Annotated in this window: 15 protein-coding genes; 4 read left to right on the top strand and 11 right to left on the bottom strand. The window is 34.6% G+C overall.

All coding sequences use genetic code 11. The features are described from left to right. Positions 1–26 precede the first annotated feature (26 nt). The 10 genes from msrA to NG806_RS15050 all read right to left on the bottom strand — a co-directional run bounded on the left by msrA (position 27) and on the right by NG806_RS15050 (position 15,796). Positions 27–587, bottom strand: a complete 561-nt coding sequence (gene msrA, locus NG806_RS15095) for a peptide-methionine (S)-S-oxide reductase MsrA (RefSeq protein ID WP_261510416.1) — start codon at positions 585–587, stop codon at positions 27–29. 395 nt (positions 588–982) lie between these two features. Next, positions 983–1,951 carry an ROK family protein gene (locus NG806_RS15090; RefSeq protein WP_214829558.1) on the bottom strand — a complete coding sequence of 323 codons (969 nt, stop codon included), beginning with the start codon at positions 1,949–1,951 and terminating at the stop codon, positions 983–985. A gap of 86 nt (positions 1,952–2,037) precedes the next feature. Continuing rightward, complete coding sequence (locus NG806_RS15085; protein ID WP_214829556.1) at positions 2,038–3,246, bottom strand: PepSY-associated TM helix domain-containing protein; 1,209 nt, start codon at positions 3,244–3,246, stop codon at positions 2,038–2,040. Between the two features lie 51 nt (positions 3,247–3,297). Beyond that, positions 3,298–5,415, bottom strand: a complete 2,118-nt coding sequence (locus tag NG806_RS15080) for a TonB-dependent receptor (protein ID WP_261510414.1) — start codon at positions 5,413–5,415, stop codon at positions 3,298–3,300. Further along, positions 5,415–6,617, bottom strand: coding sequence for a PepSY-associated TM helix domain-containing protein (locus NG806_RS15075; RefSeq protein WP_261510412.1), 1,203 nt, complete (start codon positions 6,615–6,617; stop codon positions 5,415–5,417). Before NG806_RS15075 ends, NG806_RS15080 begins: the two co-directional genes overlap by 1 nt. Positions 6,618–6,659: 42 nt before the next feature. Then, positions 6,660–8,837, bottom strand: coding sequence for a TonB-dependent siderophore receptor (locus NG806_RS15070; protein ID WP_261510410.1), 2,178 nt, complete (start codon positions 8,835–8,837; stop codon positions 6,660–6,662). Between the two features lie 36 nt (positions 8,838–8,873). Beyond that, the gene (locus NG806_RS15065) at positions 8,874–11,075 is read right to left on the bottom strand and encodes a TonB-dependent siderophore receptor (protein ID WP_261510408.1); all 2,202 of its coding nucleotides are present in this window, start codon (positions 11,073–11,075) and stop codon (positions 8,874–8,876) included. Positions 11,076–11,222: 147 nt separating this feature from the next. Next, complete coding sequence (gene secA, locus NG806_RS15060) at positions 11,223–14,294, bottom strand: preprotein translocase subunit SecA (RefSeq protein ID WP_261510407.1); 3,072 nt, start codon at positions 14,292–14,294, stop codon at positions 11,223–11,225. Positions 14,295–14,410: 116 nt separating this feature from the next. Beyond that, entirely contained in the window at positions 14,411–14,632 is a 222-nt protein-coding gene (locus NG806_RS15055; RefSeq protein WP_027382805.1) for a DUF2795 domain-containing protein, read from the bottom strand. Between the two features lie 141 nt (positions 14,633–14,773). Beyond that, on the bottom strand, positions 14,774–15,796 hold the full coding sequence (locus tag NG806_RS15050) for a GDP-mannose 4,6-dehydratase (protein ID WP_261510399.1): 1,023 nt from the start codon (positions 15,794–15,796) through the stop codon (positions 14,774–14,776). Positions 15,797–15,882: 86 nt separating this feature from the next. Here NG806_RS15050 and NG806_RS15045 point away from each other — a divergent pair, with 86 nt between their 5' ends. Further along, the gene (locus tag NG806_RS15045; protein ID WP_261510397.1) at positions 15,883–16,680 is read left to right on the top strand and encodes a DUF2797 domain-containing protein; all 798 of its coding nucleotides are present in this window, start codon (positions 15,883–15,885) and stop codon (positions 16,678–16,680) included. 36 nt (positions 16,681–16,716) lie between these two features. Then, positions 16,717–19,377 (top strand): hypothetical protein, encoded by a 2,661-nt coding sequence (locus NG806_RS15040; protein WP_261510396.1) that lies wholly within the window; start codon positions 16,717–16,719, stop codon positions 19,375–19,377. A gap of 22 nt (positions 19,378–19,399) precedes the next feature. Here the strand turns inward: NG806_RS15040 and NG806_RS15035 are convergent, their stop codons facing one another. Further along, positions 19,400–19,750: a hypothetical protein gene (locus tag NG806_RS15035; protein ID WP_214829538.1), complete on the bottom strand. Its 351-nt coding sequence runs from the start codon at positions 19,748–19,750 to the stop codon at positions 19,400–19,402. 174 nt (positions 19,751–19,924) lie between these two features. On the opposite strand from NG806_RS15035, the gene NG806_RS15030 reads away from it, so the two are divergent. Both NG806_RS15030 and NG806_RS15025 read left to right on the top strand, forming a co-directional pair. Then, positions 19,925–20,119: a hypothetical protein gene (locus NG806_RS15030; RefSeq protein WP_214829536.1), complete on the top strand. Its 195-nt coding sequence runs from the start codon at positions 19,925–19,927 to the stop codon at positions 20,117–20,119. 123 nt (positions 20,120–20,242) lie between these two features. Further along, complete coding sequence (locus NG806_RS15025) at positions 20,243–21,289, top strand: PA0069 family radical SAM protein (RefSeq protein WP_214829534.1); 1,047 nt, start codon at positions 20,243–20,245, stop codon at positions 21,287–21,289. Positions 21,290–21,380 lie beyond the last annotated feature (91 nt).

The following is a 21,380-nucleotide window of genomic DNA, read 5'->3' as shown; positions in this document are numbered from 1 at the left end:
GCGAAGAGAGATCTTCGCTTTATTTTTTATTCTGAATCGACAGTCAACATCTTCAATTCTCCAAAATGTTTTTTGAATTTCTGAATTTTAGGGCCCACCACAGCACTGCAATAAGGTTGGGTAGGGTTTTCATTGTAATATCCCTGATGATATTGTTCTGCCGGCCAAAATGTGTCGAATTTCGTTAATTCTGTTACATATTCTCCAGACCATCTTTCTGATTCCTGAGATGCCTTGATCGCTTCTTCCGCCTTTGCTTTTTCACCATCATCCTTATAATAAATAACTGACCGGTATTGTGTTCCGATATCATTTCCCTGCCTGTTTAACTGAGTTGGATCATGAAGGAAGAAGAAAACATCCATTAATTGCTCATAGGAAATTAAGCTTGGATCATAAGTGATCTGTACGACTTCTGCATGACCCGTTTCTCCGGTACATACTTCTTCATAAGTTGGATTGTCTTTGTGTCCTCCGGAATATCCTGAAACAGCAGATTCAACACCCTTCAGCATATTGAAACAGCTTTCCACACACCAGAAGCATCCGCCTCCAAAAGTGATCTGTTCTAAATTATTTTTATCCATTTTAGATTAATTATTTTGTTCGTTGTTTTTCTTCTCTTATCCGTTGAAGGAAATGAGTGAAAAACTAATCAAAAATAGGAAAAACTTTTTCATTTTATACCTGAATTTTTCTCCTTTTATCGACGAAAAAATAGAATATTTTACGAATAGAAATAATGACGTTTGACCTTCAGTAGTTATTATATCTGTAGGCTGAGACTCTCTCGAAACATACTTTTTGAGTTTAAAAACAAATAACACAAATGTTTTTCACGAATGAACACAAATAATAAACACAAACATCTGCAGCATCACCAAAATCTGCGAGCACTAAAACATCCGTGTAATTCCGTGTAAATCCGTGGGCAAAAAAAAGCATCCTTTTGGATGCTTTAATATATTTAAATAGAATTCAGTTATTTTTCCCAAACCAAAGCACTTGCTCCTAAAATAGCAGCATCTGCTTCATCAAGTTCACTGAAAACAAGTTTTACTTTATTTCTAAAGATCGGAAGAAGGTTTCTTTCCATATGAAGTTTTGTAGGCTTTAAGATAAAATCTCCTGCTTTGATAACGCCACCAAATAAAAGAATAGCTTCCGGAGAAGAGAACATCACAAAGTTAGCTAATGCTTCCCCTAATTTCTGCCCTGTATATCTGAAGACTTCAATAGCAATTGGATCTCCTTTTAAAGCACATTCATGAACTGTTTTCGAATTAATAGCTTCCTCTGGGTACTGGCTAAGCATAGATTCAGGGAATTCTGCCCTCATTTTCTTAGCAGTAATGGCAATTCCGGTTGCAGAAGCATACGCTTCTAAACATCCTTCAGAACCCGTACTCCAATGTTTTCTTCCTCCTGGTTTTACAATAGTGTGTCCCAGTTCTCCAGCAAAACCATCATGTCCGTAGATTAATTTTCCACTCGCAACAATTCCGCTTCCTACTCCTGTTCCTAAAGTGATCATGATGAAATCCTTCATTCCGCGTGCTGCTCCGAAAAGCATTTCACCAAATGCTGCTGCATTAGCATCATTGGTAACAGTACACGGCATATTGAATTTGTTTTTCATCAATTCACCAAAAGGAATTACTCCTTTCCATGGTAAGTTGGGTGCCTGCTCTATGGTTCCTGTATAATAGTTCCCATTGGGAGCGCCAACTCCAATTCCATCGAAGTTCTTTTCATTGCCGTACTTTTCAACTAAGGGGTGAACTTTCTCATATAAAGCATCGATAAAATCTTCAACTTTCTCATACTCGTCCGTTCTAAGGTTTCCTTTTTCAAGAACCTCACCTCGGTGGTTGACCACTCCAAATTTTGTAGTGGTTCCCCCTATGTCAATTCCTAGGGCAACATGTTTTGATAAATCTATTAATGACATTTCTATTTTTATAATTCTAAAGGGTTAAAATTATAAAAAAGATTGTATTAATGGATTATTAACAAAGAATTTATTAAAAAAAGTTTTTAAGCTGTTTTTGGTGTTTTCTTTTTTCTTCTTCCCCACCAAACTAAGAATCCAGTCACTGGTAATGAGGCACATATGAGGCTTACAATAAAGGCAATGATCTTCGTAGGAAGCCCTAAAATAGATCCAACGTGAATATCATAATTCGCGCCCACTGTCTTTTCTCCAAAATTTTTGTCTTTAGGATCGTGAGTGTGAAGGAGTTCACCAGAATTTTCATCAAAAATCAAACTGCTGCTTTTATGGTAAGAATACGAAAGGTGTTTTACATAAACTTCAAAATTAGGATGCTCATGGTCGTCCATATGTTCATGTCCAAGATCGATTGCAAAACCAAAGGAATCAGGATACTTTTGCTTAACCGTATTGCTAATTTTATCTAAAGTGCCTTCTGTTCTTAATTCTATAGGAGCCTTGGTCTTGATATTAGAGAAATCCGGATAAACAGTATTTCCACCTGAGAAGATCACATACATTGCTGCCTGAACAACAAAAAATGCATAAAACAATCCTGTAATAGAGAATACCAGAGCAAAGATGGAGGCATAGAAACCTAGCACGTTGTGGAGGTCATAGTTCTTTCTTTTCCAGCTTTTAATATTTTTCCATTTGAAAGAAAAACGTTGTTTTCTTGCCGCTTTATTTTTAGGCCACCACAGCACAATTCCGGTGATCAACATGATAACGAATATAATAACAGGAATTCCAACCACATAAGTTCCCCAGTCTTGCTTCAATAAAAAGCTCCAATGGATCATTTTTACAATTTGAAAGAACCCATTTTTTTCATCGTAGGTCCTCAAAACTTTTCCATTGTAAGGATTTACATATGCCGCTTTATAAACGGGAAATTCATCAAAATAATTCCAGGCTTTTGGATCGTGTTCGTACCAATAGAAAACATATGACATTTTTTTATCGATTGGAATATTCACCCAATGAACAGGATATTTTTCCTTTACCTGCTGTGTGACGGATCTTTCAAGAACTCGGATAGGAAGAATTTGTTTTTGATCAATATTTTGCTCGTTATGGTAAATAACATCTTTTCTCGTAACGTTTTCAATTTCATCTTTAAAAACATATAATGCTCCGGTAATAGAAATAATGAAAATTAAGAATCCAATACCTAAACCAAACCACAAATGCAGTTTAGCTGACCATTTTTTAAAGAATCCCGGCTTTTTATGGTGATGTTTTTTCTTCATATCGTAATAGAAAGTCTGACAAAGATATGTTTATCTTTTTATTTAGTTTAATTAAAATTTATATTCAATCATGAACGTTCCTCTCATTCCTAGTGAGTTGATAAATTCACTGTCTCGTGCTGACCACCATGCAATGGCAGGCTGATACATCTTGTTAAAAAGGTTTTCAACACCTAAAGAAACCTTCCAGTTATTGTTAACTTCGTAGCTGGATCTTAGGTTGAATACGGTGTATTCCGCAACTTTTCCTTCTCCATAAGCATACAATCCTGTTTTTGAATTGGGCTCAAATCGATCCTGCTGAAAAGAATGCAACATATCAAGGCCTATTGAAAGAGATTGTGTTGGTCTTACCTGAACATAAGCTAAAACCTTTGGTGCTGAAATTCTGCTGTTATTGATTTTTGCCGAATAATCTCCATCATTTTTTATGGAAGTAATTCCTTCCATCCAACTGTAGCTACCTCCGAAATTGATCCATTTTGTAGGTGTAAAATGTAAAAATCCTTCTACGCCATATACTACTTCAGGAGATCTTTGAATTGTTAGGGCTCTATCCGGGCTCTGAACAAATGATGCTCCCAGTTTTGAAGTACTCACATATGAAGTAATTTCATAATTGATCCATTTTGAGATCTGACCGGTTGCTCCAAATTCGTAGTTGTTTACGATAATAGGTTTTGTTTCAAGGTTTTGTATGGTTCCCTGTGTAGAAGTTCTTAAAATTCTTCCCAACTCATTGATGGAGTAGGCCTGAGAAAAGCTGCCAAATAAATTAAGATAGTTTTCAATATTATAACGGATTCCAATATTTCCTACTAAAGCATTGTATTTTAGATCTCCACCAGTTACGAAAATACTTTGCGTGAAAGTTCCATCGCTTTTGATCGATGAAAGGGTATTGAAATCTCCAACTTTTACTTTTATATTTTCATAACGAAGTCCTCCCTTTATGGTTATCTTTTTTAACAGATCAATTTTAATTAATGCAAAAGGAGCAATATTGGTCATACTCATATCTGGTGTCCAATAACGGCCATCTTCTAACTTTTGTACAGTCTTATCATTAAGTATATCTACTCCGTAAATGACTTCTCCCTGAGAATTGGGGGCATTCCATAATTGAGTGTCCAGATTTATTCTTGCACCTTTTTTCTGTGAAATAACATTGGACTGACCTCCGTTCAGGAATGTATCACTGTATCCATATACTGTTCTAAAGTCCTGATAATAGAAATTTACATTTAATGCCGTTCCGGTGAAGAGATTTTTATTGTCGTAACTTAATTTATAATTATGGTTTCTAGGAGTTCCCTGTGGTGTTGTTTCCAGGCCTAAACCTCTGCCTTCACCAATGGTAGGTGTTACTCCATATTTCCCTGTTTTTAAACCTAAATTGAGATCAGATTTTGAAGCATAACCAATGTATGAGGCCTCGATTCTTTGATTTTGATTAAGATTATAACCCAATTTCAACATGCCATTGTAATTGTTCATTTTAGCGGTGCTGTATGTTGGGCTTAAAGTAACACCATCTGCATCTTTCATATAGCCCGTTCTTTCGTAGGCTAAAGAGGCTACATAATCGAATTTGTCAGTGATTTTACCAGATAAAAGCTGGCTTGCTCTGAATCCTAATGTTCCTCCATACGGCTGACCTGTAATACCGAGCTGAGAAATACCTGAAATCTTCTGATCTGATTTGCTTCTTTTGGTTATATAGTTAATGATACCACCATCAGCTCCGTTTCCATAAATGGATGAAGCACCTTTAATGACCTCAATTCTTTCAATAACTGAGGGATCAATTGACCGTAAATCTCTTGCTCCATTTCTTAATGGTGTAGACTGAGGAATTCCATCGATAAGAACCAAAACCTGACGTCCCCTAAGGGTTTGCCCTGAGTTGGAAGTTTGTCCCGAACTTGTTCCCAAACTCGGAACGGTATATTGAAGAATACTTGTAATATCCGAGTTGACCGTTAATTGAGACTGAACTTGTTTTTCGCCAACGATGGTAATAGAACTTGGTACCTCTTTAATGTTTTCTTTCTTTCTTGAGGCAGTCAGTACGACTTCTTCTACATTCTTAGTTTGTAATGTATCTTTAACCTGAGCAAAAACTGTTACAGTTCCTAGACACGCTACTGATAAAATAGCTTTTTTCATTATATTTTTTTCCCTTGTTTTTTTCTTTTTCCCCACCATACCAGGAATCCGGTAACCGGTAATGACGTGCAAATTAGACCGGCAATGAACCAGATAATTTTACCAACCAATCCAAAATAAGATCCTGTGTGGATATCATAATTTGCATTGGAATATTTTTCAGCAGTACTTAAATTCTGATGAGGTTTGTTTGCCAATAGTTTTCCTGAGTATTTATCGAAGATCAATATGTTCCTTTCACTAAACCTTCCGTCTTTCTGATAGACAGTAACAGGAATGTTTTTCAAGTCTTTTCCTTTTTTGTTTTTTCCATTCAATGGAAATCTGAAGCTCGAAGATGTGGGGTATAATTTCCTTGTTTCATGAGCAGCCAGATCAAAAACCGAAATGTTTTTTCCCAATAGAGAATCAGGAGATTTAAGCTCTTTTTCTTTTGGCAACTCAAATGAACCAGATAATGTGAAATTAAAGACATTTTTAACGTATGGATAAGTGAAATAGATTCCTGTAACACTTAATAACAGAGCTATAAATGATGCGTAAAAGCCCAGGACATTATGGAGATCATAGTTTTTCCGTTTCCATGTTTTTACATCTTTCCAGTTGAACCAAAAACGTCCTTTTCTGGCTTTTTTATTTTGTGGCCACCATAGGATAATTCCTGTGATCAACATAATAATAAAAATAACGACAGGTATTCCAACTACATAAGCTCCCCAGTCGGCCTTTAGAAGAAGGCCCCAGTGAATGTATTTTAAAATCGTAAAGAAATCATATTTCTCATCATAGATCGCTAAAATTTCCCCTGTATATTGATTGGCATAAACCTGTTTGTTGATAAGAACTTCCTGAAAATAATTCCAGCCCTTTTTGTTTTTTTTATAATATAAAAAACCGTAAGATTTACTTTTATCCAAAGGGATTTCAATCGAACTCAGAGGATATTTTTCATTAAGTTCTAAGGTTATTTTTTCACGAAGAAGTTCAACAGATAAAGGTTGTGATGTAATAGTTTCTTTTTTGAGCTCAATAGCATCTTTCCGAAGAACATTTTGAATCTCATCTTTAAAAACATATAACGTTCCTGATAATGAAACGATAAATACAATCATACCAACAGACAATCCAAACCACAAGTGTAGCTTGGCTGACCATTTTTTTGTGGCTGGTCTTTTCTTTTTATGGTGATGTTTCTTATGCATAGTAAAAAATTAGCTGAGAATTCTCAGCTAATTTTTATGTATTTAAAATTTGTATCCTATTGATAATCTCCAGTTTCTAGGCGCATTGTATATCCAGGCATACGAACCGTCATCTGATCTATAGCCACTATATAATTTTCTATTTAATGCATTGTTCAACAACAAATTCACATCGAATTTTTTGGCTGCATAGGAAATGCCGAAATTTGTGTCAAAGTAATCTTCTAAGCTTTGATCAAGTGCTGCACTTGTTCCAAACCAAGATTGTCTTCCTCCTTGATATTGATATCCCGCAGAAAGACCAAATCCTTTTAAATTACCATTTTCAAATCTATAACTTAGCCAGGTGTTTTGTACATTCTTTGCATTCCCGGGAGATTGCTGACCGATTCTTGTAAGAACATTATCTTTAACAGTTTTTGCGTCTGTATAAGCATAATTGATAACAACATTTAATCCTTTAACAATTTGTCCTTTAATATCGGCCTCAAATCCTCTTGCTCTTTGCTCACCTGTTGCAACAGAAAATCCAGTATTAGGATGTGCTGCATCAGAAGTGAAAATATTTTGTCTTCTTATTTCATATAATGCAAAAGTTGAATTCCATTTACCTCCAAACCAGTCTTTTTTTAAACCGACTTCTAGATTTTGTCCTCTGAAAGGTGTAGTAAGGGGATCTCCTTTAGGATCAGTTGCAGAATATTGTCTTGCAGATTGAGGAACGAAAGTTTTGTCATAAACACCATAAACTGAAAAGTCTTCTTTGATTGAATAGCTTACACCAACTCTTGGAGTAAATTCACCTGCTTTATCTGGTTCTATTGGACCTAAGTTAGGATATCCTGCAAATGTTCTTCCACTAGTATATCTTCCAGCAACTGTAACACGTAATTTATTGTTGAACATTTCTATTTGATCTTGAGCGTAATAGGAGGTGTATTTTACTCCTTGATCATTATAGAAAGGTGCAGCTGTGTTTAAGCTGTAAAAATCTGATGGAGGAAGTAGTGATGGGTTTACTCCATACTGTGGGTTATGAATATTAATAGGATAAATTGCAGTCTCTTCTCCATTTACAACTTTTGAATATCCAGAGAAATCTGCGTTATATTTTCTATCTCCATAATCAAACCCTGCAATAATTTTATGAGTAGCATTTCCAGTTTTCAAGCTACCTCTTAAGTAAGTTTGAAATATGTGGTTTTTTCCAACTGCTTGCCAATTGCTTACAGTTCTATTGAATAGACTGCTGTTCTGGGGATCAAAAGTACCCCACCAAGAACCGCCATCATAATTCATATCCATATAAGCATATTGGGTACTCCAAACCCAGTCTTTGAACAATTTTTGGTCTAGACTTAAAAATAAGCTCTGATCTTTTACTTCGGTTTCTTTAAAATTTTTGTCATTAAAGTTAGTATGGACTCCTAATGAAGCATAGCCATCCTTGGACATTAAATAAGCCCCAGGCTGAGAAAACTTAAGAAACTGATAATTGTATTGGGCAGTTAAAGTTGTTGTTTTTGTTGGTCTGAAAGTAATGGATGGGGCAACAATTATTTTTTTTGTTTTGTCATTCTCTGTCCATGATCCATTTGTACTACCCATTAAATTCAAGCGATAATCTAAAACACCATTTTTAACAAGTACTCCATCTAAATCTGCTTCACCTCTAAAAAGATTATAGCTTCCTGTTGTAAATCTTACATTATTTGCAAACTTACCTGTTGGCTTTTTAGTAACCACATTATAAAACCCGGCAGGATCTCCCATTGATCCCATAAACCCAGCAGGTCCTTTTACAAACTCTATTCTGTCAATTATTGAAGCATCAGGATTGATTGGACCCCAGGTTGACGAAACGTTCATTCCATTCATGTAAGTAGCGATACTCGCTCCTCTCATAAACACATTCGAATATACGTTATCCCAATGTTCTACTTTTCTTGCTCCACTTACATTCCTTACAATTCCTTCGGACATATTCAATGTAATCTGATCGGCAAGCACTTGTGAGCTGATAGATTGAACATTCTGGGGTAGTTCTAGAATCGGTGTTTGTATCCTTAGTGACCCGGAAACTTCGTTTAATTTATATTTTTGATAATATTTTCCACTAACAACGACTTCTTCGATATCTTTAGATTTTGTAGAGTCTTTTTCCTGAGCAAATACGATCACTGTAGATAATAAAGCTGCTCCAATAATTACTTTTTTCATTGTATATAGAATCCTTAAGTGTGTGTTAATATTTAATTAGAACTTGTAAGTCACGCTTCCTAAAGCGTTGATCAGTCTTTGTGGGTTAGCTGTAGTATACCCGATCCAATAATGTTGGTTCGTGAAGTTGTCTACTTTTATTCCTATTCTGAACTTTTTAGCATCGTAAAAGGCATTGGCATTTAATACGATGTAAGAGGGTAACGTAAATACGTTGTTGGTTCCTGTGTCAGGATCTAGCATATTTACGATCTTATTGCTGCTTGCATAATTTCCACCAACACCAAATCCTAAACCTTTAAGATTGCCATCCAAAAATTGGTAGCTTGCATATAAATTAACTAGATAAGGAGATCCGGAAGTATTGGGTCTTCTGTTTAAAACAGATTTGTCAGCCTTTGTATATGATGAGTCGTTATAGGTGAAGCCGGCAATTGCTGTAAAACCTTTTACTAAATAAGCATTGATCTCAAGTTCAACTCCTTTACTTACAATGGTACCATCTTGTGTTTGTGCGTTGTTGTATTTTGGATTTGGAGTGCTTCTTAAAGCATCTTTTACTTTGATATTATAGTAACTTAGTGTAGATGAAATTTTTCCGTTGAATAAACTGGTCTTTATTCCTCCTTCCATTTGGTTAGCCTGCTCTGGCACGGCTGTTGTCATTTGGCCTTCTGTATTCGTGTAATAATCAAGGTTTTTGAAGCTGTTCTGGTAGTTTCCAAAAAGGGAAACTTTATCTTTTATTACTTCATATACAATTCCAAGTTTTGGAGAGAAAAAGGTTTGGTTAAAGGCCTTAGCAGTCTCTAAAGTTTTAGGATCTACTATGCCTGGTTTATTTGAAAAACGGTCCACTCTTAAGGCCATTAAAACACTTAGGTTATCCGTAACATTCAAAACGTTAGAAAGGTAAACAGCATAGTTGTTTTGTATACTTTTTATCAGATACGGAGTTTCGTTTCCTGCCATAGCATCGTATTGAGCCTGTAGTGCAGTGCCATTAAAGTTTGTAAAATCAAAACCAGGCTGATGTAAAGGAACGGGTATTGAACTTCCATCAGGTCCTTTATCAAAACCGTTGACATCAAAGAAATTCTGATCATTATTAATTCTTAAATAATCAAAACCTAAAACAACGCGGTTTCTTAAATTACCGATACGGAAATCTCCGTTAAAGTTTTGTTGGAAATTAATTGCTTTCTTTCTACTGTCTCTGGTTGATTGATCACTTCGGTACATTTTTGTAGGATCATCTCCCATAAAATACAGATAGGGCATAAATCCATCAGAATAACTTGAAGAGGTACTGATATTGGTAGAGGACTTGATCGTATTGGAGATTTTATAGTTAACCTGTCCGAAAAAGTTGATACTCCTTCCTGTATTGTTGAGGTCTTTTCCTAGATATGAATTTTTATAATCCAGATTAAGATCTTTAATATTGTTGACTTTCTGTAAGTATTTACCAGAATAGAAGAAGAAAGTCTGGTCACTCATACTTTTCATATTGAACAATTCCATTTCGAAATTGATGTTCAATCGATCTGTAGGGTTGTAGCTCAGACTTGGAGCAATCGCTAAGTTTCTTCTATAACCTTCAGTCTGGAAAGTTCCTTCATTCGTATAAGCAGAATTCAATCTGAATAATAACTTTTTATCTTTCGTAAGTGGAGTATTGATATCTACTGATGCTCTGTAGGTGTCATAATTTCCACCAGATAGACTGATATTACCTCCAAATGTGTCAAAAGGTTTTTTTGTAACCCTGTTAATCACACCTCCGTAACTTGTCAGTAAACTTCCAAATAAAGTCCCGGATGGACCTTTAAGAACTTCTACTTTTTCAAGGTTAATGGCATCTATTGTTCCTGTTATTGATCCGAGAACACCATTTCTTAAAGAGTTTGAAGATACAAATCCTCTTAAATTAACATAAGCTCCTCCATCACCTGCTCTTCCATTAGCAGTCCACATCGTTTGTAAGCCCGGAATGTTTCTAAATGCCGCATCAACGGTATAAATAACCTGGTTTTCTAAAATTGCTTTGTCAATACTTGAATAGACCTGCGGATTTTCAATTGCTTTCAGGGACATTTTGTTGGAATAATCACTGTCCTTTTTGATGTAAGTGTTCATAATAACTTCATCAATCTTTTTTACATTAGCCGAGTCTTTTTCTTGTGCAAAAGTGAACATAGAACCCAACACAGAGACACCAATCAGTACATTCTTCATGAAAGCAAATTTTTTGCAAATATATTGTTTTTAATTATTCTAAATAAATTAGAGCGTTGATATTTATCATGTAAAAGATATTTATGGAATAACAAAAAGCCGCATCAAGTATTCTTGATGCGGCTTTTATTATAGTTTTATTATTTCTTATGCTGGAATTTCTCCTTTGTATAAGAATGAAATAATTTCTTTGTTCATTTTATCTACCATCTCACTGAACAGGTGGAAAGATTCTTGTTTGTAAATAACAAGTGGATCTTTTTGCTCATAAACAGCACCTTGTGAAGATCTTCTCAGATCATCCATTTCACGTAAGTGAAGTTTCCAGTTATCATCGATAATCGATAATGTGATGTTCTTTTCAAAATCATTGATTAAAGTATCACACTGGCTTTCATATGCTTCTTTAAGATCCGTAACAATGGTCAATGTTTTATGGCCATCAGTGAAAGGAACCTGGATCATTTTGAACATTGAACCTTGATTTTGAAATACATTCTCAATAATAGGGAATGATTTTTCTTTCAATAAATTCAATTTCATTTGATAATCTTCCTGAGCAGCTTTAAAAAGAATATTGGTAAGATCCTGAACTGTTTTATTACCAAAGTCAGTTTCAGAAACCGGAGATGCCATTGTAAAGTATTTGATTACCTCAAATTCAAAATCCTTAAAGTTTCCATTAGCTTTTCCGCCTGCTGCAATAGAACTAGATACATCGAAGATCATATTTGTAATATCATACTTCAGGTGATCTCCAAATAGAGCGTTCTTTCTTCTTTTGTAGATTACATCACGCTGCTTATTCATTACGTCATCATACTCGAGAAGTCTCTTTCTGATTCCGAAGTTATTCTCTTCTACTTTTTTCTGAGCTCTTTCAATAGACTTACTGATCATAGAATGCTGAATAACTTCACCTTCTTTATGACCCATTCTGTCCATCATTTTAGCGATTCTTTCGGAACCGAATAAACGCATCAGGTTATCTTCAAGAGAAACATAGAACTGAGAACTACCAGGGTCTCCCTGACGTCCTGCTCTACCTCTAAGCTGCCTGTCAACACGTCTTGAATCGTGTCTTTCAGTACCGATAATAGCTAAGCCTCCTGCTTCTTTTACTTCTTTAGTAAGCTTGATATCCGTACCACGACCTGCCATATTGGTTGCAATAGTTACAACCCCCGGCTGTCCTGCTCCTGCAACGATTTCAGCTTCCTTCTTGTGAAGTTTGGCATTCAATACCTGGTGTGGGATTTTTCTTAATTGAAGTGCCTTTGAAAGCAATTGAGAGATTTCTACAGAAGTTGTTCCTACAAGAACAGGTCTTTTTGCTGCAGTTAATTTTTCAATTTCCTCAATTACGGCATTGTATTTTTCTCTATTAGTTTTGAAAACTAAATCTTGTCTGTCATGTCTTAAAATAGGACGGTTGGTAGGAATTACCACAACATCTAATTTGTAGATTTCCCAAAGTTCTCCTGCTTCAGTTTCAGCAGTACCCGTCATCCCCGCAAGTTTATTGTACATACGGAAATAGTTTTGAAGCGTTACCGTTGCAAACGTTTGAGTTGCAGCCTCAATCTTTACATTCTCCTTTGCTTCAATAGCCTGGTGAAGACCATCTGAATATCGACGACCCTCCATGATACGTCCAGTCTGTTCGTCAACGATTTTTACCTCACCATCAATTACTACATATTCATCATCTTTTTCAAATAATGTATAGGCTTTTAATAATTGGCTCATGGTATGAACACGCTCAGATTTTTCAGCGAAATCGGAGAAAAGTTTTTCTTTAGCTTCAAATTCCTCTTCTTTAGATAAATTTTTAGCTTCCAGTTCTGCAATTTCAGTTCCGATATCCGGAAGAACGAAGAAATTGTTATCAGAGTTTCCTTGAGACATGTATTCTACACCTTTGTCTGTCAAATCAACCTGATTGTTTTTCTCTTCAATTACAAAATATAGATCTTTATCTACGATCGGCATATCACGGTTGTTGTCCTGCATATACTGACCTTCAACTTTCTGAAGCAATGCTCTGTTCCCGCTTTCCGATAAAAATTTGATTAATTGTCTGTTTTTAGGAAGACCTCTGTAAGCCTGAAGTAATTTAAAACCTCCTTCTTTCGTGTTTCCTGCAGCTATTAATTTTTTAGCTTCGTTAAAAATAACAGAAACTGTTTTTTTCTGAACTTCTACGATTCTGTCAATAGATGGTTTTAGAACATCAAATTCCTGTCTGTCTCCCTGAGGAACAGGTCCGGAAATAATCAGTGGTGTTCTTGCATCATCTACTAATACAGAGTCAACCTCATCCACGATAGCAAAGTTTAATTCTCTCTGCACAAGTTCTGAAGGTGAAGTTACCATGTTATCTCTTAGGTAATCGAAACCAAATTCATTATTTGTTCCGTAAGTGATAGATGAGTTGTATGCTTTTCTTCTTCCGTCTGAATTCGGTTGGTGATTATCGATACAATCGATAGACATTCCGTGGAACTGATAAAGAGGTCCCATCCAAGCCGAGTCCCTTTTTGCAAGGTAGTCATTTACTGTAACTACGTGAACTCCTCTTTCTGAAAGAGCATTTAAATAAATAGGTAATGTTCCTACTAAAGTTTTACCTTCACCGGTTGCCATCTCTGTGATTTTACCACTGTGAAGAATAACCCCTCCAATAAACTGAACATCATAATGCACCATATCCCAAACTACTGGAGTTCCGGCTGCATCCCAAGAGCTTTTCCAAACTGCTGTGTCTCCCTGAATTTCTACAAAATCTTTAGTTGCAGCAAGTTCCCTATCCATAGCTGTTACAGTTACACGGATCTCTCCATTCTCTGCCCATCTTCTGGCTGTTTCCTTTACCAATGCAAAAGCTTCAGGAAGAACCTGTCCTAAAACTTTCTCTTCAATTTCGTAGGATTCTTTTTTGAGAGATTCAATTTTTGCAAAAAGAGCTTCCTTTTCATCAACATTAGTTGAATTTTTTATCTGCTCCTTTATTTGTTCTACCTGCGCTGTAATGGTACTCGTTGCTGATTTAATTTTATCTTTAAATTCAGCAGTTTTTTCCCTTAAACCATCATCACTCAATTGCTGAATGCTAGGTTCAACAGCCTTGATTTTTGTTACAACTTTTTTTACTTCTTTTAGGTCCTGCGCTTTCTTGTCTCCCAAAAACCCTTTAAGAACTTTATTTAAAAAACTCATAAAAATTTTGATTTAGGCTCAAAACTTTAGCCTTGAGCATTTTAATTATTACACCTTCATGGTGCTATGATATATCTAAAAAAGCTTTAAACAAATAGCTTAAAGCTTTTTAAGGTTTAATATTCGTCCTCGTTCCAAAGGTAATCCTCATCGGTTGGATAGTCACTCCAGATCTCATCGATGGCATCATAAATTTCTCCTTCATCCTCGATAGCCTGAAGATTTTCTACTACTTCCATAGGTGCACCAGTTCTGATTGCATAATCGATAAGTTCTGCTTTTGTCATTGGCCAGGGTGCGTCACTTAAATATGAGGCTAGTTCTAATGTCCAGTACATAATTTTCTATTTTTTTTGCAAAAGTATAAAAATAGGTTATATAATAAACTTTTTTATACTTGATTTTCAATTCTTTTTATTAACTTTTGTTCATCACAGGCTTTATTCCCTTGCGTAACTATACCTGCAACTTGCTTGATGTCATTTTCTCAAAAACCATTCCATAAATTTTTTTATGCCATTTTGGAAGTCTGTGGCTGGTTTGTAGCCAATTAAAGTCTGTGCCTTTGTAATATCGGCATTGGTTTTCTTTACATCTCCAGGTTGCATAGGCAGTATTTTTTTGTTAGCAGTTCTTCCAAGTGCCTTTTCAATAGTCGAAAGCATTTCAGAGAGGGTGATTACTTCACTTTCACCCAAATTAATAATTTCATATATATGAGAATTGCTTTCCAAGTAGATGATAGATTTTAGAATTCCATCAATAATGTCATCAACGTAAGTGTAGTCTCTGGCAGTATTTCCATCTCCATAACAAGGGACTTCTTTCCCTTCAGAGATTAATTTTGTGAATTTATGTATCGCTAAATCAGGTCTTTGTCTTGGTCCGTATACCGTAAAGAATCTCAATTGTATCATATCAATATCATACAAATGATGATAAACATGTCCAAGAATTTCTCCACATTTTTTAGTTGCTGCATAAGGTGAGATAGGATTGTCTACATTGTCTGCTTCAGCAAAAGGAGTTTTTGCGTTGTTTCCATAAACACTTGAAGAAGAGGCACAAATGAATTTTTTGATGTTGAATTCTTTACAGAGTTCCCATAGATTCATTGTTCCTTTTACATTTACTTCTTCGTATTCCAGAGGCCTTTCAATGGAAGGACGTACCCCCGCAAGTGCTGCCAGATGAATTACTAAATCAATTTTATTGTTTTTAAATATCTCTTCCAGACCGTTTTTTTGTCTAATGTCTTGAAAATATAGTGTGTAATTGCCTGATTTGGTGATGGAAATTAATTTTTCAACGTCTTCTTCTTTATTAGAAAAATTAAAGTTTACCTCTTTGCCGACAGATTCTAAAGTATTTTCAATTTTTATCTGATAATTATAAAAATTATCGAAACTGTCTATGTTTATGACAGAATGTCCATTTTTCAACAGTTGTTCTATTAAATGAGAACCTATAAATCCACTCCCTCCAGTTACAAGATACGTCATTCGTGTTTTTTTATGATCACAAAAATATAAAATTTAAAACTTGAAAATATAATCATTAAATTTACTTAAAAAAGTAATATAAATTTATGCAGTTTCAAGGGCAAATTTTAAAAATGACGAGCTATGATGATCAGCCGATTCAATATTATCTTAATCTTTCTGGAGATTTAATTCATATGAACGAGTTGTTTGGAAAAGAGCTAACCATAAAACATACCGGATTTCAATGTGTCAACTGTGGTGAAAACAAGCCTATCTATAGAATGGGATTCTGTAAGAACTGTTTTTTTGAAAGTCCTTATGCCAGTGATACGATCATCCGTCCGGAACTCTCGACAGCTCATTTAGGTGTTGGTGAACGTGATTTGGAAATAGAAAAAGCAATTCAGCTTCAGCCTCACACCGTGTATTTAGCCTATACTGGAGATGTAAAAGTGGGTGTGACCAGAAACACTCAGATTCCGACAAGATGGATCGATCAGGGAGCAACCTTTGCTTTGCCTATTGCCAGAACTGAGAACCGTTATGAAGCAGGAATGATAGAAGTTGCATTAAAAGAGCATTTACCAGATAAAACAAATTGGAAGAAAATGTTACAGGACGATTTTGAAGGAGAAATAGATCTTGCTGATTTTCAACAAAAAATAAAAGAATATTTTCCAGAGGATTTTCAGAAATTCTATAGTGAAGGTGAAGATCTATGGAAATTCGATTATCCTTTTGACAAACCTGAAAAAGTAACCTCTTTTACATTAGATAAGAAACCTGAGTTTACAGGGAAATTAACAGGAATAAAGGGGCAGTATTTAAGTTTTCAAGGCGGCAATTTTATAAATGTAAGAGGACATGAAGGATATGTGATTGAATTGACTGTAAAAAATTAATATTATATTTAGATATAATTATTTCAAAACACAAACATGAAAAAATGGGTTAAGAAGTTATTGATTGGTCTCGGTATCTTGGCAGTAATTTTCTTACTGGCCAACTTTGGGCTAAATTTTTGGCTGAAGACCCAGCTTCCCAAGTATATTAAAAACAATACGGATTATAAAGTATCTTATAAAAAGTTGGATATAGACTTGGGAAGTGGAAATATTCTCGCAACAGGAATTACCGTAAATAGCAAAAATCCGAAGAATATAGATGTTATTGGTCTTCAGGGTACAATAGATACCCTGCAAATTAGTCGTTTGGGTATTTATAATGCTGTTTTTAAAAAGAATATCAGTTCTAAAGATCTATTACTGGCAAGTCCTAATCTCAATATTACTTTAGCGAAACCGATAGATAAAAAGACAGGAAAAAAGAACAATCCTGTATTATTTGAGAATATCAGAATCAATAATGGGAATATTAATATTTTCAAGTACACGAAGCAAAAATTTTTAGGAGTAAAACAATTCAATCTATTTGTAGAAAATCTGCAAATGACGGAGGAGTCAGTAGAAGATAAATTACCAGTAGTTTTTGATAAATATGATATTAAGGGGAGAGATTTTTTCTTTCGACCAGGTAATATTTATGCTTTAAAAATTAGTAAAATAACGACCACGAACGGGGAGATGTTGATAGAGAATTTTAAACTTATTCCTTTGTTAACCTTTGATGAGTTTAAAAGGTTTTATCCTAAAAAAAATAAACTCTTCAAATTTGATATCCAGAAAATGGAATTTAAAGATGTCATTTTAAAGAAGGATAAAATCTCTCTTAGTAATGCAAATCTTCAGAATCCCACACTTTTAGTGTACACGACAAATGCTGTTGTAAAGAAGTCTGATAAACCGGTGGCTTTTGAAGTTAATTTGGATGATATTAAATTAAGCAATGGTACTGTTCAAATTATTAAACCTGATGGAAATAAACTTTTAGTTGCTCAAAGTTTAAATCTCAAAATTAATAAACTCCTGTTCAATAAGGAATCTGCTGAAAATATGATTCCTATAAATTATAAAGACTTTAATTTTTCAGGGAAAAATATTCATTACACAGGCAAACAAAACATTAATGTTGAAAGCTTAGCTTTAAATCCTAAAAGCGGAGAATTGAGAAATATTTCAGCTTTACCCACGGACTCAAAAACATCAATGGATTTTAAAGCCAACCATATTGCATTTAATATTAATAAATGGGAATTTATTGATAAAAAGCTCAATCTTGATGTTAAAGATGTTCTTGTAGATGGGGTACATGGTACAATTAAAGCGCGTGAAGTAGCTCAAAAAAAGAAAACTGAATTGAAAGGAATTCAATTTCCATTGGTAATAAGAAAGGTCATCATAAAAAACTCAAATATTATTTATGATAAGGAAGATCAGCCTTTAACTTTTAATGACCTCAATGCAACAATAAATAATATAGAGCTCAAACCAAAAGCGGATAACTCAGGACTTGCTGTTAGTGTAAAAGATTATATACTTACAACGAAGAACTTCGCCTACAAAACAAAGTTTTATAATATGAGCGTGGGTCTTCTTAAAGTAAATAAGAATAAAATTCAGGTTAATAATTTCGCAATGAAACCTTTGGTTTCAAGGGCTCAATTTATCAAAATGATACCGGTTGAGAAAGATTTGTATGATTTGAAAGCAGGACAGGTTACGGCAGAAGGCAATTGGGATCTGTTCTCTAATAATAAATTTATTAATGCATCTAATGTAGTCATCCAGTCCGCTGATGCAAATATTTTCAGAAGTAAAATTCCTAAAGATGATCCGAAAGAAAAACCTCTATATTCAAGATTGCTTCGTTCCATAAAAATTCCACTGTATGTTAGTAATCTGGATTTGAAGAATTCTATTCTAGTATATGAAGAAGATACTCCTGAAAGTGCAGGACCTGGAAAGTTGACGTTCAGTAATTTTAATATGAATGTGAAAAACCTTAATTCCGCAAAGCTTAAAGGAAAGCCTACTCAGGTAAAAATAAAAATTGACTGTTCATTTATGAATCTGGCTCCTTTTGCTGTAGATTGGAATTTTGATGTTGCCAATCATAATGACGTGTTTGCTATTTCGGGTAAAGCAATCAACCTTCCAGCAGAGGGAATCAATCCATTTATAAGGCCTTATCTTCATATAACAGCGAAAGGAACTATTCAGGAAATGGTTTTTAACTTCAAAGGAAATCCTAAAGGTTTAAATGGAACCTTTAATCTGAGACATAAAGATCTGAAAATTGCTATTTTAGATAAGAACAATAAAGAAAAGAAAAACTTTATAACAGCTATTGCTAATTTGGTTATAAAATCAGATTCAGGTAAGTTTCCAGAATCTGTTACTGTAGAGAATGTCGAAAGAGATCCTACAAAATCTTTCTTTAATTTATTCTGGAAAGGCGTGGAGGAAGGTCTTAAGAAGACTTTAATAGGAATTAATGTTGATAAGGCGAAGAACGCTGTGAAAAATACGGTTTCTACTGTTAAAGATGTCAAGAATACAATTAAAGATATTGATATAAAAGCAATCAAAACTAACAATAAAAATACAGAAGAGAAACCCGGACAGCCCGGAGAACAGGAAAAAAAGAAGGGGTTTCTGAAAAATATTTTCAAGAAAAAAGAGAAACCCGGAACTGAATAGCTTCGGGTTTGTATATATATGTTTAAAAATTGAATTCGTCGCTTTCCTGAACCGGAATATCTCTTAAGAATTCATCAAATTTTTCACCAGGGTAATTACTATCTGCACCATAAGAATCGATCATCATTCCAATATTTCCGGCGGTGTCTTTTAGTACATACAGAACTGCATTATCATCAGGATCGCTTTCTCCCTCGAAACGGTATGTTTTTAAGATCGTTAAATCTGAAGGTTTATAGGGTTTGTCCGAGTTTTCGAACTTCATTTCGCCAGTTTCATCTAATCTGAATTCTCTTTGTATTCCCCTTTCTGATAAGGTCTTCATTACCTGGCTTAATGTGGTCATTCTATCGAGGTTTTCTGAATTTTCCATAATAATACTTTTTCCTGTTTAGTACAATAATTAAACCATTATTTTAATGAAATTCCTAAGTAAACGAAATATTCTTCACAAGAATTATTTTTCTAATGTTAACAAAATTTATAATTAAGGAAAACAGAAAAGGTACATTTTTTGCAATACAGAGAGTAATAAATCGAGTACAATATGAAAAAGGAAATTGGAGTTTTATTGGCAGGAGGAGTTGGTCTTTTGGCAGTATTAAGTTTCTTAGGAATAAAAAAGATTTTAAGTAAAAAAGATAAAAAATATAGTGATTATTATTCAGATTATCACAGACACTTTGATGGAAAAGATCTTGATGAAGAGTATCATGGTGTCGAATTTTATGCACTGAAGTAGTAAAACAATATATCAGATTATGTTTTAAATCCAACACTTTCAACAGTGTTGGATTTTTTTGTGGAAAACTTTAGTGTTAAAACTGATTATTTTTTGATCAAACCCCTATAATTTTACATCAGAATGCAGAACGAAAATATCATAAAAGGGCAGGGTGCACAACGAAACGTAAATAATCGTTTCGACAGGTATACCTTTGAACCTGAGGATGAAGATTTCGAAACTGTAAAAACATCCTTCACAGAAGTTTTTCCAAAAACCATTGTGAATCAGGTGAAAAGTGATGACCTTCCAATGGAGTATTCTATGAACCCTTATCAGGGGTGTGAGCATGGGTGTTCTTATTGTTTTGCACGGCCAACACATGAATATTGGGGCTATAGTGCAGGGATTGATTTTGAAAGAAAGATCATGGTGAAAAAAAATGCACCTGAATTATTAGAGAAATTTTTTCAGAAAAGAGGATATAAACCGGAACCTATTTTACTTTCTGGAAATACAGATTGTTATCAACCTGCTGAAAGGCAGTTTGAAATCACACGCAAGCTACTGCAAGTGTGTCTTGAGTATAGACATCCTGTTAATATATTAACAAAGAATGCTTTGGTTTTAAGAGATTTAGATCTATTAAAACCTATGGCAGAACAGAACCTTGTATCTGTTTCCCTGAGCATTCCTACGATGAATGAAGAGCTTCGAAGAAAAATGGAACCCAGAACCAGCTCTGCCACAAATAAACTGAAAGCAGTGGAAATTTTGTCCGAAAATAAAATTCCTGTCCACATTATGGTTGCACCCGTAATTCCTGGGCTGACAAGTGATGAGTCTTTGGGTATTTTGAAGGCAATTTCAGATGCTGGTGCTTTGAGCTTTGGTTATACATTGGTAAGACTGAATGATGCTGTAGAGCCCATATTTGTAAAATGGATAGAAACTCATTTTCCAGACAGAGCACAAAAAGTGTTGAACCTTATTCGCTCGATGCGTGGTGGAAAGCTTGGTGAAAAAAGATATTTTGATCGTTATAAAGGAGAAGGGAATATTGCAGAAATGATTCATAATACCTTTAAAATTGGTAGAAAAAAGTTTTTCGAAGGAAGAGAATTTCCAAAACTCACAACAAAAAATTTTACTGGGACAAAAGAGCAGCAGTTAAGATTGTTTGATTGATTTCTGTTTTATAGATAGGAGTTTATTTAATTCGCAAATAAATGTCTTAGCAAATACTTATAGAGAAAAATAAAACCATTCTTTTGAAAAT

The sequence above is a fragment of the Chryseobacterium paludis genome (assembly GCF_025403485.1).
GTDB classification, from domain to species: domain Bacteria; phylum Bacteroidota; class Bacteroidia; order Flavobacteriales; family Weeksellaceae; genus Chryseobacterium; species Chryseobacterium paludis.
This window is presented reverse-complemented; position numbering and strand designations above follow the sequence as displayed.

Coding starts and splice junctions, on each gene's coding strand:
- NG806_RS15065 (WP_261510408.1), bottom strand. CDS start 11,075: ATGAAGAATGTACTGATTGGTGTCTCTGTGTTGGGTTCTATGTTCACT.
- NG806_RS15040 (WP_261510396.1), top strand. CDS start 16,717: ATGAAAAAATGGGTTAAGAAGTTATTGATTGGTCTCGGTATCTTGGCA.
- secA (WP_261510407.1), bottom strand. CDS start 14,294: ATGAGTTTTTTAAATAAAGTTCTTAAAGGGTTTTTGGGAGACAAGAAA.
- NG806_RS15070 (WP_261510410.1), bottom strand. CDS start 8,837: ATGAAAAAAGTAATTATTGGAGCAGCTTTATTATCTACAGTGATCGTA.
- NG806_RS15075 (WP_261510412.1), bottom strand. CDS start 6,617: ATGCATAAGAAACATCACCATAAAAAGAAAAGACCAGCCACAAAAAAA.
- NG806_RS15035 (WP_214829538.1), bottom strand. CDS start 19,750: ATGGAAAATTCAGAAAACCTCGATAGAATGACCACATTAAGCCAGGTA.
- NG806_RS15025 (WP_214829534.1), top strand. CDS start 20,243: ATGCAGAACGAAAATATCATAAAAGGGCAGGGTGCACAACGAAACGTA.
- NG806_RS15055 (WP_027382805.1), bottom strand. CDS start 14,632: ATGTACTGGACATTAGAACTAGCCTCATATTTAAGTGACGCACCCTGG.
- msrA (WP_261510416.1), bottom strand. CDS start 587: ATGGATAAAAATAATTTAGAACAGATCACTTTTGGAGGCGGATGCTTC.
- NG806_RS15045 (WP_261510397.1), top strand. CDS start 15,883: ATGCAGTTTCAAGGGCAAATTTTAAAAATGACGAGCTATGATGATCAG.
- NG806_RS15090 (WP_214829558.1), bottom strand. CDS start 1,951: ATGTCATTAATAGATTTATCAAAACATGTTGCCCTAGGAATTGACATA.
- NG806_RS15085 (WP_214829556.1), bottom strand. CDS start 3,246: ATGAAGAAAAAACATCACCATAAAAAGCCGGGATTCTTTAAAAAATGG.
- NG806_RS15050 (WP_261510399.1), bottom strand. CDS start 15,796: ATGACGTATCTTGTAACTGGAGGGAGTGGATTTATAGGTTCTCATTTA.
- NG806_RS15030 (WP_214829536.1), top strand. CDS start 19,925: ATGAAAAAGGAAATTGGAGTTTTATTGGCAGGAGGAGTTGGTCTTTTG.
- NG806_RS15080 (WP_261510414.1), bottom strand. CDS start 5,415: ATGAAAAAAGCTATTTTATCAGTAGCGTGTCTAGGAACTGTAACAGTT.